This is a genomic window from Rhodoferax sp. TS-BS-61-7 (genome assembly GCF_002943465.1).
In the GTDB taxonomy this organism is placed as follows: Bacteria; Pseudomonadota; Gammaproteobacteria; order Burkholderiales; family Burkholderiaceae_C; genus Allorhodoferax.
Map to the genome: position 1 here is coordinate 137094 of NZ_PTQY01000004.1, position 14475 is coordinate 151568.

Annotated in this window: 16 protein-coding genes and 1 tRNA gene; 5 read left to right on the top strand and 12 right to left on the bottom strand. The window is 63.3% G+C overall.

Going from position 1 to position 14475, the window contains the following annotated elements:
• Positions 1-24: 24 nt before the first annotated feature.
• The 7 genes from C5F53_RS12210 to C5F53_RS12240 form a co-directional block, all read right to left on the bottom strand.
• Complete coding sequence (locus C5F53_RS12210; RefSeq protein ID WP_105261652.1) at positions 25-1197, bottom strand: carbohydrate ABC transporter permease; 1173 nt, start codon at positions 1195-1197, stop codon at positions 25-27.
• A complete protein-coding gene (locus C5F53_RS12215) occupies positions 1194-2198 on the bottom strand; it encodes a carbohydrate ABC transporter permease (RefSeq protein WP_105261653.1) in 1005 nt (334 codons plus the stop codon). Before C5F53_RS12215 ends, C5F53_RS12210 begins: the two co-directional genes overlap by 4 nt.
• Positions 2199-2312: 114 nt before the next feature.
• Positions 2313-3614 (bottom strand): ABC transporter substrate-binding protein, encoded by a 1302-nt coding sequence (locus C5F53_RS12220; RefSeq protein WP_105261654.1) that lies wholly within the window; start codon positions 3612-3614, stop codon positions 2313-2315.
• Positions 3615-3680: 66 nt separating this feature from the next.
• Entirely contained in the window at positions 3681-4685 is a 1005-nt protein-coding gene (locus C5F53_RS12225) for an ABC transporter ATP-binding protein (RefSeq protein WP_105261655.1), read from the bottom strand.
• Positions 4686-4882: 197 nt separating this feature from the next.
• The gene (locus C5F53_RS12230; protein ID WP_105261656.1) at positions 4883-5188 is read right to left on the bottom strand and encodes an ATPase with chaperone activity; all 306 of its coding nucleotides are present in this window, start codon (positions 5186-5188) and stop codon (positions 4883-4885) included.
• 80 nt (positions 5189-5268) lie between these two features.
• Positions 5269-6507, bottom strand: a complete 1239-nt coding sequence (locus C5F53_RS12235) for a DEAD/DEAH box helicase (RefSeq protein WP_105261657.1) — start codon at positions 6505-6507, stop codon at positions 5269-5271.
• A gap of 142 nt (positions 6508-6649) precedes the next feature.
• Positions 6650-7456, bottom strand: a complete 807-nt coding sequence (locus C5F53_RS12240) for an IclR family transcriptional regulator C-terminal domain-containing protein (protein ID WP_105261658.1) — start codon at positions 7454-7456, stop codon at positions 6650-6652.
• 132 nt (positions 7457-7588) lie between these two features.
• Here C5F53_RS12240 and pobA point away from each other — a divergent pair, with 132 nt between their 5' ends.
• A complete protein-coding gene (gene pobA, locus C5F53_RS12245; RefSeq protein WP_105261659.1) occupies positions 7589-8761 on the top strand; it encodes a 4-hydroxybenzoate 3-monooxygenase in 1173 nt (390 codons plus the stop codon).
• A 6-nt stretch (positions 8762-8767) separates the two neighbouring features.
• Here the strand turns inward: pobA and C5F53_RS12250 are convergent.
• Positions 8768-8843: transfer RNA gene (locus C5F53_RS12250), tRNA-Arg, on the bottom strand.
• A 93-nt stretch (positions 8844-8936) separates the two neighbouring features.
• Between C5F53_RS12250 and C5F53_RS12255 the strand changes: the two genes are divergently transcribed.
• Complete coding sequence (locus tag C5F53_RS12255) at positions 8937-9467, top strand: cytochrome c5 family protein (protein ID WP_105261660.1); 531 nt, start codon at positions 8937-8939, stop codon at positions 9465-9467.
• Positions 9468-9522: 55 nt separating this feature from the next.
• Here C5F53_RS12255 and C5F53_RS12260 read toward each other — a convergent pair whose 3' ends face one another.
• From C5F53_RS12260 to C5F53_RS12275, 4 genes are read right to left on the bottom strand one after another with little or no spacing between them, the layout of a single operon-like run.
• Complete coding sequence (locus C5F53_RS12260; RefSeq protein ID WP_105261661.1) at positions 9523-10074, bottom strand: DUF2946 family protein; 552 nt, start codon at positions 10072-10074, stop codon at positions 9523-9525.
• A gap of 9 nt (positions 10075-10083) precedes the next feature.
• The gene (locus tag C5F53_RS12265) at positions 10084-11079 is read right to left on the bottom strand and encodes a YheT family hydrolase (RefSeq protein ID WP_105261662.1); all 996 of its coding nucleotides are present in this window, start codon (positions 11077-11079) and stop codon (positions 10084-10086) included.
• A 44-nt stretch (positions 11080-11123) separates the two neighbouring features.
• Positions 11124-11579 (bottom strand): nuclear transport factor 2 family protein, encoded by a 456-nt coding sequence (locus C5F53_RS12270; protein WP_105261663.1) that lies wholly within the window; start codon positions 11577-11579, stop codon positions 11124-11126.
• A 19-nt stretch (positions 11580-11598) separates the two neighbouring features.
• A complete protein-coding gene (locus C5F53_RS12275) occupies positions 11599-12339 on the bottom strand; it encodes a hypothetical protein (protein ID WP_236635357.1) in 741 nt (246 codons plus the stop codon).
• A 60-nt stretch (positions 12340-12399) separates the two neighbouring features.
• Here C5F53_RS12275 and C5F53_RS12280 point away from each other — a divergent pair, with 60 nt between their 5' ends.
• The 3 genes from C5F53_RS12280 to C5F53_RS12290 are packed head-to-tail and all read left to right on the top strand — an operon-like array spanning position 12400 to position 14435.
• Positions 12400-13008 (top strand): LemA family protein, encoded by a 609-nt coding sequence (locus C5F53_RS12280; protein ID WP_105261665.1) that lies wholly within the window; start codon positions 12400-12402, stop codon positions 13006-13008.
• Between the two features lie 6 nt (positions 13009-13014).
• Positions 13015-13920, top strand: a complete 906-nt coding sequence (locus C5F53_RS12285) for a YgcG family protein (RefSeq protein ID WP_105261666.1) — start codon at positions 13015-13017, stop codon at positions 13918-13920.
• Positions 13920-14435: a TPM domain-containing protein gene (locus C5F53_RS12290; RefSeq protein ID WP_105261667.1), complete on the top strand. Its 516-nt coding sequence runs from the start codon at positions 13920-13922 to the stop codon at positions 14433-14435. Before C5F53_RS12285 ends, C5F53_RS12290 begins: the two co-directional genes overlap by 1 nt.
• The last annotated feature ends 40 nt before the right edge of the window (positions 14436-14475 follow it).

The window sequence follows — 14475 nt, forward strand, 5'->3', positions numbered from 1 at the left end:
ACAGAAAACGAAAAGTGAAGAAGATTATTTGACAGAACCGGACAGCAAACCGCGCACAAAAAATCGCTGCAGCGAGAAGAACACCGCCACCGGCACGGCAATGGACACAAAGGCGCTGGCGGTCAGGATTTCCCAGCTTTCGCCGCGCGAACCCAACAGATCGTTGAGCTTGATGGTCAGCACGATCTGGTCGGGCGCCTTGCCCAGGAAAACCAGGGCGATCAAAAAGTCATTCCACACCCAGAGGAACTGGAAGATGGCAAAGCTGGCCAGCGCGGGAATCGACAGCGGCAGCACGATGCCTATGAAAATCTGGAAGTGCGAAGCCCCGTCCATGCGCGCGCTCTCGATGATGTCGCGGGGGAGCGAGGCGATGTAGTTGCGCAGCAGATAGATGGCCAGTGGCAAGCCAAAGGCCGAATGCGCCAGCCACACCCCCAGGTATGACTTGGACTCCATGCCAAAGGTTTCGCCCAATTGGTTGTACAGGCGCAGCAGCGGAATCAACGACATCTGCAGCGGCACCACCAGCAGGCCCACCACCACCACAAACAACCACTTGCGCCCTGGAAACTCCATCCAGCTGAACGCGTACGCCGCAAAGGCCGCAATCAGGATGGGAATGAAAGTGGCGGGGATCGTGACCTTGAAGGTGTTGAGAAAGGCCTGGCCCACGCCTTCGGAGGCCACCACCTTTTCGTAGTTCTGCGTCAGAAACACGGGGGGAGACTCGGCCACGTAGAACACCCGAATGCCACGGTCCTTGTCGTACGGCGCATTGAGCTCCAAGCGGTAGGCCCCATCGGCCGCCACGGTTAGCGTGCCGTCGGGTTTGCCGTCTTCTTCGTCAAACACCTGACCATCCCCCACCTCGGCCACGGTGCCCACGGCAAACTCTTTGGGGTTGGACGACTTGAGCGAAAACTGCTTGATGCGCACGGCCGATTGCTCGCCCAGGAGCCGTCCCTGGATGACGGTCTTGTCGCCATCCTGCACCGCGCTTTGGCCACCACCGGTGCGGCGCATGTCGGCACGGGTTTGAGTGGACAGCGAGGTCCACCAGCCGCTGGACACCAGTTGCTGCTTGTCGCGAAAGCTGGAGACGAACAGGCCGAAGGTGGGCAGCACCCACACCAGCACGATAGCCAGCAGCAAAGCCTGGGCGGCCAGCGATGGCAGGCTGAAGTATTTTTTCATCGTTGTGCCTCCTCGGTACGGAACCGGCGGATGTTGAATGCCATGACGGGAATGACGGCGAACATGAGCACCATGGCCAGCGTGGAGCTGCGCCCGTAATCACCACCGCCGCGGAACATCCAGTCGTACATCAGGTTGGCCAACACGCTGGTGTCCCACTGGCCACCGGTCATGGCCATCACGATGTCAAACACCTTGAGCACGGTGATGGTGATGGTGGTCCACACCACCAGCACGGTGGACATGACCTGCGGCACCATGATTTCAAAGAAGATCTGCAATTCGCTGGCACCATCGATGCGCGCCGCTTCAATCGTTTCGTGTGGCACACCGCGCAGCGCGGCAGACAAAATGACCATGGCAAAACCGGTCTGGATCCAGATCAGGATGGCCATGAGGAAGAAGTTGTTCCAGAACGGCACCGTGACCCAGGCCTGGGGCTCAAAACCCATGCCCATCACCATGGCGTTCAAGATACCAATCTGCTCGGCATCGGGGCCACGGAAGTCGTAGACAAACTTCCAGATCACACTAGCCCCCACAAAACTGATGGCCATGGGCATGAACACCATGGACTTGGCAAAACCGCCCCACCAGACGCGGTCAGCCAACACCGCCACGATCAGACCCAGTGCGGTAGCCGCCGCCGGCACCACCAGCAGCCACATGAAGTTGTTGCGGATGGTGATCAAAAAATTCTGGTCGACCAACACCCATTGGTAATTGGCCCAACCGACAAACTGCTCACCCGTCGCGTCGAAGAAGCTCAGGCGAAAGGTTTCGAACAGCGGGTAGAGCAGGTACATGCCCAGCAGAAACAGCGCCGGTGCCAGGAACAACCAGGGCCGCACGCTGGCGCGAACCCGCTCGCGCCCACTCTTGCTGCCAATGGGCAGGTGGACAATTTTGTCGAGCAAGAAATTGGAGCCGGCAAAGTACAGCAGGCAAAACGCAATGCTGACCACCACCGCAGTCAGGGTCTGGAGGATTTGATCGGTCATGGGACGCGCTCTGGTACGTTGCGTGAAGAAGAGTTCGACAGGGATTCAAAAGGGCCGGCAGCCCGCAAGCCGCCGGCCGGAAGACGCGCACCACTGCGCGGTCAGAGGAGATACTTACTTGATAGCGTCCCAGCTCTTCTGGATTTCGTCTGCCACGGCTTGGGCCGACTGACCACCAGAGTAGTTGACCATGCCCTTCCAGAAGCTGCCCGCACCCACGGCGCCAGGCATCAGGTCGGAACCGTCAAAGCGGAAGGTCGTGGCGTTTTGCAAAATCTCGCCCTGCTTCTTCAGCGACGCAGTCTTGTACTTGGCCAGGTCTACACCCTTGTGCGGGGTCAGGAAGCCGCCTTCGGCCATCCAGATTTCATGCGACTGGGGATGCTGCAGGTACTCCATGAAGGCACGGGCGCCCTTGCTGTCCTTGGTGATGGTCAGGATGGTGCCGCCGCCCAGAACCGGGTTGCCCAGCTTCTTGCTGGCAAAGGACGGGAAGTAGAAGAAGTCGGCTTCGTCGGCCTTGCCGTCAGGGAAGAAGGCGGGAATGAAGGAAGCTTGACGGTGCATGTAGCACTTGGGAGGCGAACCGAACAGACCCTTGGGGCTGTCCTTGAAGCTCACGGTGGCCACGGCCTTGGCGCCGCCGTCCACATAGGCGTCGTTCTTGGCAAACCAGCCGTAGGCCTCAATGGCTTCCACCACTCGTTTGTCGTTGAACTTGACTTTGTTGCTGACCCAGCCGTCGTACACCTCGGGGGTCTGGGTGCGCAACATCATGTCCTCCACCCAGTCGGTGGCGGGCCAGCCGGTGGCAGCGTCCGAGCCCAGGCCGATACACCAGGGCTTGCCGCCGTCAGCGGCAATTTTCTTGGTCAGGGCCTGCAGGTCTTCCATGGACTTGGGTACTTTGTAGCCCTTTTCCTTGAAGTTCTCAGGCAGGTACCAGACCAGGCTCTTCACGTTCACGTTGTAGAACATGCCGTAGAACTCTTTTTTGCCAGCCTTGTTGGCGTAGGTGCCCAGGTCGGCCCAGGAGCTGCCAGCGGCGTAGTTCTTCTTCACCCACTCTTGTGCCTTGGGGCCCAGGGGTTTCAGGCCGTCGATGGCGGCCATGTTGGCGGCCAGACCCGGCTGGGGGAACACCGAGATGTTGGACGGCGAGCCGGCCTTGATGTCGATCACGATTTGCTGCTCGGAGCTTTGCGAACAGGAATGTTTCACGGTTGCGCCGGTGGCTTTCTCAAAATTGGCCACCACCTTTTTGAACATGCCTTCTTCGGCACCGGTCCAAGGGCAAGTCACGGTGATGACTTCACCCTTCAGGTCCGGGCCCTTGTAGTCTGCAGCCAGTGCCGGATTTACCAGCGCGCCCAATGCCAAAGCCGAAGCCCCGGCGATCATGGATTTCTTGAACATCGTCTCTCTCCTCTTGTTGTGCCGCGGCCCATCCGCAACACGTAAAAAAATGAATCCCTCAGCGCGTCAGTCGACGCGTTTGCCTTCGGCGTTGAAGCGGTACAGGTGCTCGGGCACAAAGCCCAGCTCAATCGGCTTGCCGGGCTCCAGCCCCAGCGTGCCATCCATACGCGCGGTGATGTCGCCAAACGCCCCGGCGCTGACATAGGCAAAGGTCTCGTTGCCCAGTTGTTCGGAATGTTTGAGCGTGCCCTGGATGGGGCCGCCGGCTTGCACCTTGAGGTGCTCCGGGCGCAAACCAATCGTGGCCACGTTGTGCCGGGCCGCAATGTCGCCGCCCAAAAAGTTCATTTGGGGGGAGCCAATAAACCCCGCCACAAACATGCTGGCGGGCTTGTTGTACAGCTCCAGCGGACGGCCGACCTGCTCGACCCGACCTTTGTTGAGCACCACAATCTTGTCGGCCAATGTCATGGCCTCGACCTGGTCGTGGGTCACATAGACCATGGTGGCACCCAGGCGGCGGTGCAGCGTGGCCAGCTCCACGCGCATCTTGGTGCGCAGGGCAGCATCCAGGTTGGACAGCGGCTCGTCAAACAAAAACACCTTGGGGTCGCGCACGATGGCCCGGCCAATCGCTACGCGCTGGCGCTGGCCGCCTGACAGGGCTTTGGGCAAGCGGTCCAGGTACTCGGTGAGCTGCAGGATCTCGGAGGCTTCGCGCACGCGGCGCTCAATCTCGGCCTTGGGCGTCTTGGCTATCTTGAGGGCGAAAGCCATGTTGTCGTAGACGGTCTTGTGCGGGTACAGCGCGTAACTCTGGAACACCATGGCCACGCCGCGTTCGGACGGGCCAAGCTCGTTGACACGTACGCCGCCGATGTTGAGGTCGCCGCCGGAAATCTCTTCCAGGCCCGCAATCATGCGCAACAAGGTGGTTTTGCCACAGCCGGACGGCCCCACAAACACGGTGAACTCACCGGGTTCGATGTCCAGATCGATGCCATGGATGACATCGGCCTTGCCGTAGTTTTTGACGATTCCGCGCAAACGGACATCGGACTGACTCATATGCATGCTCCTGACGGTTGGACAGCGGTGCCTCCGCTACGACCCAAAATGTAACCAGATTACACGCCACACAACTCAGGGAAAACCCTCAAAAATCAGCTTCAAAAGCAAATTTCAAAACCGATTTTGTCCAATGGAGATAAAAAACCAGACATGCATCATTTTTGGGCACCTCAGGTAATGCGGTTACAGAAAGGTTACAGCGGCAAGGCCCAAGCCAGCAGCTCGGCCAGGCGGCACACCACCCACTGCGCCTCGGCCGGCGTGACCACCGCTGCCTCGCCCAGCAGCCCCTGGTGGACACGCGACAACACGTCCGACTCGGTGATTCCGAGGCTGAACTCCATGTCGCGTGCGGTGGTGGTGAGCAGGTTGGCCAGGTCTTCGCACAGCTCGTAGCGCTGCACCACCTCTGGCCAGGGTGTGTGCAGGCGGTTGCGCCGGGTGTCGGTGTACAGGGCCAGAAAACTCTGCGGAATCTCGATCTGGTAGTCATCCGACATGGGATAGCCCCTTATTTACATGCCAAACAGGGCTCTAGCCCCCGTGGATATTGCGCGAGCAGCTACTAAATGAATAGCATTTATGCCAAGGGTGGCAGCAGTCCCGCCGCGCGCAGCTTGTCTTTTTTGCTGGGGCGGTGGCCCTTGATGCCGCCACCCAGCGTGGCCACCGGCGCGGTGGCCGCGGGCGCAAAACCCGTCACCTGCTCGCGTGCAATGCTGATGCGGTGGCGCTTTTCGATCAGGCGGAAGTGCGCCTCCATGTCGGCCGTGACAAAACTCACCGCCAGGCCGCTGGCGCCGGCGCGTGCGGTGCGGCCGATGCGGTGGGTGTAGTCAGTGGCAGAGCGCGGCAGGTCAAAGTTCACCACCACCGGCAGATCGCTGATGTCGATGCCACGTGCCGCCACATCGGTGGCCACCACCACCCCAATGGCCGAGGCCTTGAAGTCCATCAGCACCTGGGTGCGTTTGCCCTGGCTCAACTGGGCGTGGAAGGGCTCGGCCAGCAGGCCGGCGCGGCGCAGTTTGTCAGCCACCATCTCGGCGGCATATTTGGTGGCCACAAACACCAGCACCCGGCTCCAGCCCTGCTCGGCAATCAGGTGGCGCAGCAGCTGGGTGCGCTGGCTGGCATCCACCTGGATGGCACGCTGGGCAATGTCGGGCTGCTCGCCCTCCTCGGCCACCACATTCACCTCCACCGGGCTGTGCAGGCTGGCCTGTGCCATGGCGCGCACCGCGGCCGGAAAGGTGGCCGAGTACAGCAGGCTCTGGTGGCGTGCGGGCAGCAGGCTGCGAATGCGGTCCAGCTCCTGCGCGAAACCCAGGTCCAGCAGGCGGTCGGCCTCGTCCAGCACCAGGGTCTGCACCCCGCCCAGGTTCAACGCGCGGTGGTCCACCACGTCGAGCAAACGGCCCGGCGTGGCCACCACGATGTCGGTGCCGCCGCGCAGGCCCATGAGCTGCGGGTTGATGGAGACGCCACCAAACAGCACCGTCACCCGGGCCGCCTGGCCCGCGTGTTGGGCCAGGGTGCGCAATGTGTCGCCGACCTGGGTGGCCAGCTCACGTGTGGGCACCACCACCAGCGCGGTGGCCTGGCGGGGCTTGTGTGGTGTGCGGCTGGCCAGTTGCGCCAACAGCACCATGGCGTAGGCGGCGGTTTTGCCAGAGCCGGTTTGTGCACAGGCCAGCACGTCTTGCCCGCCCAGGGCCACGGGCACGGTTTGGGCTTGCACGGGCGTGGGCAAGACAAAGCCCTGCAGCACCATGGCGTGCGCCAGTGCGGGGGAAATACCGAGGTCGGAAAAGGGCATGGGGTGGGGAAGGTAAAGGGGAAAACCGGCAAGGCGGGCCCTGCAGCAAACCGGGCCGGCAACCCGAATCCGTCCGCTGCGTGCGGGTGTGCGGTGCATTTTAGGTTGCCTGCGCCTGCGCGCGCTTAAAAAACACGGCGCCCTACAACAGCGGGCGCAACTCGCGCGCCGCGTCCAGCAGCACCGGCAGCAGCTCGCTCTGCAGAGCCTGTGGCGTCCAGCGGTGCGGTGCGGCCACCACATTGAGTGCGGCCACCGTATTTCCCTGTGCATTGCGCAGCGGCACCGCCAGGGCCAGTACGCCCAGTTCGTGTTCTTCGCTGGCCAGGTAGAAGTCTTGCCGCCGCGCCGCGTCAATGCTCTGGCGCAGGGCCTTGGTGTCGGTCACGGTGTGGGCGGTCAGGCGCCGCAGGGGCTGCGCCTTGATCCAGGCGGCAAGCTGCGGCTTGGGCAGGGCCGCCAGCAGCAGGCGCCCGGTGGAGGTGGCGTGTGCGGGCAGGCGCGCCCCCAGGTGCAGACCATAGGCCAGCACCTGGGCCTTGCCCGAGGGTGAGCTGCGCCAGTCGTTGCCACTGCGGGCCACGATCACCACCTCATGCCCGTCCAGCACCACGGCCGAAAACGACTCCTGCGTTTGCGCCGCCAGCCGGTTCAGCGTGGGCTGCAGCACCCGCGGCATACGCGCCGAGGCCAGGTAGCTGCCCGAAAAACGCAACACCTTGCTGGACAGCCAGTAATAACTGCCATCGGTTTCAAGGTAGCCCAGATAAGCCAGCGTGAGCAGGTGGCGGCGGGCGGCGGCACGTGTGATGCCAGCACGCTGGGCCGCCAGCGTGGCGTTGAGGCGCTGGCGTTCGGTGTCAAAACTCTCTAGCACGGCCAAACCTTTGGCCATGCCGGCTATCAGGTCGGCCTTGGCAATGCCGGGGTGCGGGTCGCTCGGAATCATGGTGGGCTTTCAAACGATGTTGCGCGATTATCGCGCAAGCACTCCAATCACCGCGCAATGGGCGCATGTGCGGTTGGCGCAAACCAGGGGGCAGACCTAAGCTAAGTCCATTCCCTCCACTGAGAAGTTTTTATGCGTACACAAGTAGCCATCATCGGTGCCGGCCCCTCAGGATTGTTGCTGGGCCAGCTCTTGCACAAGGCCGGCATTGACGCCGTCATCCTGGAGCGCCAAAGCGGCGACTACGTGCTCTCGCGCATCCGCGCCGGTGTGCTGGAACAGGTGACCACCGACCTGCTGGACGAGGCCGGTGTGGGCGCACGTATGCACGCCGAAGGCCTGGTGCACAGCGGTTTTGACTTGTTGTTCCAGGAGACGCGCCACCACATCAACCTGCAAGCCCTCACCGGCGGCAAACAGGTCATGGTCTACGGCCAGACCGAAGTCACGCGCGACCTGATGGCCGCACGCGCAGCGGCAGGCCTGCCCACCATCTACGAAGCGAGCAAAGTCACGGTGCACGACTTTGATGGCGCGCAACCATACGTCCTGTATGAGAAAGACGGCCAGCAGCAGCGCCTGGACTGCGACTTCATCGCCGGCTGCGACGGCTTCCACGGTGTGTGCCGCGCCAGCGTGCCCGCCGGCGCCATCACCGAGTACGAGAAGGTCTATCCCTTTGGCTGGCTGGGCCTGCTGGCCGACACGCCCCCGGTGCACCACGAACTGATTTACGCCAACAGCAGCCGCGGTTTTGCGCTGTGTTCGCAGCGCAGCGCCACACGCAGCCGTTATTACCTGCAGGTGCCGCTGACCGACAAGGCGGAGGCTTGGTCCGACGAGGCCTTCTGGCAAGAGCTGCGCATGCGCCTGGACCCCGAGGCGCGCGAAACGCTGGTGACCGGCCCGTCGCTGGAGAAAAGTATTGCACCGCTGCGCAGCTTTGTGACCGAACCCATGCGTTTTGGCCGTATGTTCCTGGCCGGCGATGCAGCCCACATCGTGCCGCCCACCGGTGCCAAGGGCCTGAACCTGGCCGCCACCGACGTGAAGTACCTGTCCATGGCCTTCATCGAGTACTACCTGGAACGCTCCAGCGCCGGGGTGGACCACTACTCGCAACGCTGCCTGCAACGCATCTGGAAAGGGGAGCGTTTTTCGTGGTGGTTCACCAGCCTCATGCACCGCTTTCCCGACGAGGGTGCGATCGGACAAAAGCTGCAGGAGGCAGAACTGGCCTACCTGGTGCAATCGCAGGCGGCATCGACCGTGTTGGCCGAGAACTATGTGGGCTTGCCACTGTGAGGGGGATGGTGCGGCTGGCGGGGATCGAACCCACGACCCTTGGCTTCGGAGGCCAATACTCTATCCACTGAGCTACAGCCGCGTCCAGAAGAGTGGGCATTGTAGGTGTTTTCACAGAGGGTGCCCGTTATAATCCCGAGCTGTTTCGAAGCCCCCGACATTTTTGAGGATACCCATGAGCGACAACAGCCACGCCACTGCGCACGATGAGGCCCACACTGGTCCCATCAAGACTCCCAAGCAATTGCTGCTGGCGGCTTTTTTCTCTTTTGTGATCCCCATCTTCGTGATCATTGGTTTGGTGTACTACGTGACGTCGGACAACAAACCGGCTGCGGGCACCGTGAACATGGAGAAGTCCACCGCCGAACGCCTGCAGAAAGTCGGCATGGTCGAAATCCGCGATGCCAACCGCGAAATGAAAACCGGCGAGCAGGTCTTCACGGCCCAGTGCGCGGCCTGCCACGGCGCAGGTTTGGCCGGCGCCCCCAAGTTTGGTGATGCAGGTGCCTGGGGTGCCCGTATCAAGACCGGTTTTGATGCCTTGCTGAACTCCGCCCTCAAGGGCAAGGGTGCCATGGGTGCCCAAGGCGGCGGTGACCTGGACGACTTTGAAATTGCACGCGCCGTGGTCTACATGGTCAACGGCAGCGGCGGCAAGTTTGCGGAACCCAAAAAGGCGGCTGCGCCCGAAGCGGCCAAATAAGCCCACCACCCACGGCAGACACAACGTCTGCCCCCCGTGGATATTGCGCAAACAGCTATTGATTAGATAGCAAATGGGTTTGCGCCTGTGGGCTCAGGGCGTACCCAAACCGCTGCGGCAGGTCGACCCGGCGCACCGCGTCCAGCGGCCACAGGCCCTGCTCCAGCACCTGTGCCGCACGCCCGGTGTCCTGCGTATGGACCAGGCCCACACCCAGGTCGGTGACGAGGTAGAGCCAACCGTCTTCGTCCAGCAGCGCCTCTTGCACCTGCACCGTCGCGCCCGTGTGGGCTGCCACCGCACCATCGTCGGCCACACGCCAGACCCAGGGCGTGGCCTCCAGTTCCACAAACACACGCTGCGGGCCGTTCTGAAAAAACCAGCGCCCGCTGGCGTCGGCCGCGTAGTTGCGCTGGATGAAGTCGATCAGTTTCTCGTGCTGCAGGCGGCTGCCCTTGGCGCCGGGGCGGCCACTGGCAAACGCGCCCTGCGCCTGGGCCGCATCGTCGCGCATGAACCATTGGCCACGTGCGTCCAACCCGAGCCAGCCATAACAGTCCGGCACGTTGGGCCACTTGGCCATGGCTTGTTTGACGATATCGTCCATGCGTACCCTTCAAGCCAAGTGCCGGGCCAGCCAGCCGCCCACGGCATCGGGCATGGTGCGGACATGGCCCGGCACCGGCCCGTGCGGAAAACCCACATGGCCGCCATGCGCGGGCTGCCACAGGGTCACGTGTGCGCCCACCTCGCCCTGCGAGGGCAGGCACCAGGCGGGTACAAAGGGGTCGTTGCGTGCGTTGACCACCAGCGCTGGCACGCGGATGGCGGCCAGGTGTGGTTTGGCCGACGCGCGGGCCCAGTAGTCCTCGGTGCTTTTGAAGCCATGCAGCGGCGCAGTGAAGATATTGTCGAACTCGTACAGGTCACGCGCGGCCTTGAGCGCCGCACCGTCGAACAGGCCCGGGTGCTGCTCTAGCTTGCGCAGCGCCTTAGGCACCATGGTGTTGAGGAACATGCGCGTGTAAACCAGCCGGTTGAAGCCACGGCCAATCGCGTAACCACCCGCAGCCAGGTCGATGGGCGAACACACGGCCGCCACCCCCTGCACCACCTGCGCAGCGCTGTCGCCCATCTCCTGCGCCCAGCGCAGCAGGGCATTGCCCCCCAGCGACACCCCTACCGCAATGATGGTGCCACGGTGCTTCGCGCGGAACTGCTGCAGTATCCAGCCGATCTCGGCAAAGTCGCCCGAGTGGTAGGCACGCGGTGCGTGGTTCAGCTCGCCGCTGCAACCACGGAAATGGGGTACGGCGTAGGCCATGCCGCGAGTGTGGGCAAAGTCGGCAAAGGCTTCGGCATAGTGGCTGCGGGAGCTGCCTTCCAGGCCGTGGAACAGCACCAGCAAGGGGCGCTCCTCCTTGAGCGACGTCGACGGCGGCGGAGCGTGGGGGCTAGTCAGCCAGTCCACGTCCACAAAATCCGCGTCAGGCGTAGCCCAGCGTTCGCGCCGGTACTGTGGGTGCGGGCCGAACACGCGGCGCGAGTACAACGCCGGCCAGATGGTCTGCAGGTTGCCACCGGGCAACCAGCGGGGCGCTACATAATTCATAGCTGCTTGCGAAGATTCCACGCGGGCTAGTGGCACTTTTTGCTTCAATGCAGCACCTGGGGCGTCTGCTGGGTGTGGGCCACATCTTCGGCCGTGCCGGGGCTGGCGTGGTGCACCACCAGGCGCCAGCCTTGCGGGGTCTTGTGGTACACGTTGGTGGCCAACACATGGGCCTTGGCCGGGCCTTCGGGGGTCATCACCTCCACCCGCTCCAGCACATGGTGCACCGCGCTGGCCAGCGAGTCGACGCGCCGAATTTGCTCGGCCTGCACATGCACCGCACCGCCGTGCGCAAACAGCGCATCAAACGCGGCGCGGATGGCGCCCATGCCCACCACACGCGGGCCGCCGGGGTGGATGCAGGCAATCTCGTCCTCATCGGCCCAGCAGGCCATGAGCTTTTCGATGTCGCCGGTCTGCAGCGCCTCGTAAAACGCGGCTTCGACTTCGTCGGGGGTGCCGCCCAAGGCGGCATGCAGTGTGGCTTTGTGTCGGGGCATGGCGCAATTCTCTCCCAACTCAGGGGGCGAGCCAGGCGCGTACGGTCTCTTGCACCGTGGCCTCGCGGGTGCGGCGCGCCAGTTCGGGTGGGGCAATGTGCACACCGGGCGGCATGGCACGCAAGGCCTCATCCACCAGCGCAGCCAGGTCTGCCGCGCGCGGCGGCATTTCGTTGCTGGGCACCATGTAGGCAAAGATGGACAGCATGCGGTGGGCCAGCCACTCCAGCACATTGGCATGTGGGGGCGCCTGGGGCGTGACGGCGGGGCGCACCAGCAGCAGGCGCTGAAAACCCATGCTGGCCACGGCGTGTTCGTCCAGGTTGGCCAAGCCCGCTTTCAGGGCCTGCGGCAGGCGGCCCTGTTCATGCGGCACCACCACGGCCAGGGTGTGCACACCACAACGCAGCATCCAGGCGGCCAGTGCGGGCAACTGCGCGGGTTGTGGCGTCCACAAGGCGCGCTCACGGTCGTTGTACAGATTGGGCGCGTCAAACACGATGACGCCCACCGTGGCGGGCTGCAGTGGCCAGGCGCTGGGGTCGTCCGAGGGCACACGGACCATTTCGACCCGGTCCAGCGCAGGGGTCATGTCCTCCTGCGCCAGCACCCGCAGCTGGCGGTAGTGGTGGCCGCCGACCAGGCGCCGCAGCACCTCGGCCCCCAGCGTGCCTGCGGCTCCCGCGATCAACGCCACGGGCAGGGGTGCTGGGGGCGCGGGGCCGCGCTGGGCGGCTTGCAGGGCGTTGAGTAGGGTCATGGTGGTGCAGGTGGGTGGCGCTCTATATAGTACGGGCTGTTGCATTAGCAGGAGGTTCCCATGCGTTTGTCTTCTTTTCGGCCCTGGGCGTGGTTGGTGGCGGCTTTGACCACTGCGCTGTTGAGCGGTTGTGGCTACAACGACTTTCAGCGCCTGGACGAGCAAACCAAGGCCGCGTGGAGCGAGGTGCTGAACCAGTACCAGCGCCGTGCCGACCTGGTGCCCAACATCGTGGCCACCGTCAAAGGCGAGGCCGCGTTTGAGCAGGAGACGCTGACCAAGGTGATTGAGGCGCGGGCCAAGGCCACATCGATCCAGGTGACACCGGAGACGCTGAACAACCCCGAGGCGTTTTCCAAGTTCCAGGCCGCACAAGGCGAGTTGGGCAGTGCGTTAAGCCGCCTGATGGTGGTCAGCGAGCAGTACCCCAACCTGAAAGCCAACCAAGGCTTTAGCGACCTGCGGGTGCAGCTCGAAGGCACCGAAAACCGCATCACCGTGGCGCGCAACCGCTACATCCAGGCGGTGCAGGAGTACAACGTGCTGGCGCGCAGCTTCCCCAGCAACCTGACGGCCATGGTGTTTAGCTACGCACCCAAACCTGCGTTTGCGGTGCAGAACGAAGCGGCCATCAGTGCACCACCGGTGGTGGACTTCAATAAGAAGTAAGCCCGCATGCACTTGTTGCTTCGTTGGCGCCAGGGCTGGGTGCTGTGGCTGGTTGGGTTCTTCGCCTTGGCGGTATGCGCGTCTGTCTTGCACGCGCAAGACCTTCAACCCGTCCCCGCGCTGAGCAGCCATGTCATCGACACCACAGCCACGCTGAGCACCGCGCAGCAGCAGGCGCTGGACAGCAAACTGGTGGCCTTTGAAGCGGCCACCGGCGCCCAGGTGGTGTTGCTGATGGTGCCGACCACGGCCCCCGAAGACATAACCAGCTACGCCAACCGCGTGGGAAACAGTTGGAAGATTGGCCGCAAGGACGTAGGCGACGGCCTGATCCTGCTGATCGCCAAAAACGACCGCAAACTACGCATCGAAGTGGCCAAGACGCTGGAAGGTGCCATCCCCGACCTGATGGCCAAACGCGTGATTGACCAGGCCATTGCGCCCCGCCTGAAAGAAGGCGACTTTGCCGGGGGCATTGACGCCGGGCTGGAGCAAATCATGGGGCTGATCCGCGGCGAGGCCTTGCCGGAGCCACAAGCAGCCCACACCGGGTCACAAGCCGGCTTCCAGTGGATGGACTTGGCGGTGTTTTTGTTTTTTGCGGTGGCGGTGGGTGGCAGCATGGTGCGCCGCGTGCTGGGCACCAAACTGGGGTCACTGGTCACTGGCGGCATCGCCGGTGGCTTGGTGTTGTTTGTCACCAGCAGCATGCTTTTGGCGGGCCTGGCTGCCGTGGTCGCCCTTATTTTTACCTTGTTAAGCAGCCTCAACAAATACGGCTCCAACCGACATAACACGGCCTGGGGTGGCACAAGCTCCGGTGGTGGTTGGAGTTCGGGGTCCGGCGGCGGGGGATTCAGTTCGGGCGGTGGCGGCAATTTTGGAGGCGGTGGTGCCTCGGGAGGCTGGTGATGTTGTCTCGTTTGCAGCGCCTTTTTAAACACCGCTGGATGGAAGACGCTGACCGCGTGTTGTCTGCCGATGTGCTGCAGCGCCTGCAAGCCCGTGTTGTCGCCAGCGAGGCACAGCACAGTGGAGAAATCCGCATCTGCGTGGAGGCTGGCTTGCCCAACAGCTACCTGCTGCGCCCCGACAACACCCCCACCCTCTTGCGCCAGCGCGCGCTGGCCCAGTTTGGCCGCCTGCGCGTATGGGACACCGAAGACAACAATGGTGTGTTGATTTACCTGTGCCTGGCCGAGCGCGCCATCGAGCTGGTGGCCGACCGTGGCGTGGACCGTGTGGTACCCACGGACCAATGGCAAGGCGTGGTGCAGCAGCTGGCGACAGCGCTGCGTGCGGGCCAGTACGAACAGGGCTTGGCCCAGTCCATCGACGCGATGTGCGCCGTGCTGACGCAACATTTCGCACTCCAGCCTGGGCAGCACAACCCCAACGAACTGCCGGACGCCCCCGTCCTGTCATAAGCCGGCCCAGAAACGACAAAACCGCCCGAAGGCGGTTGTG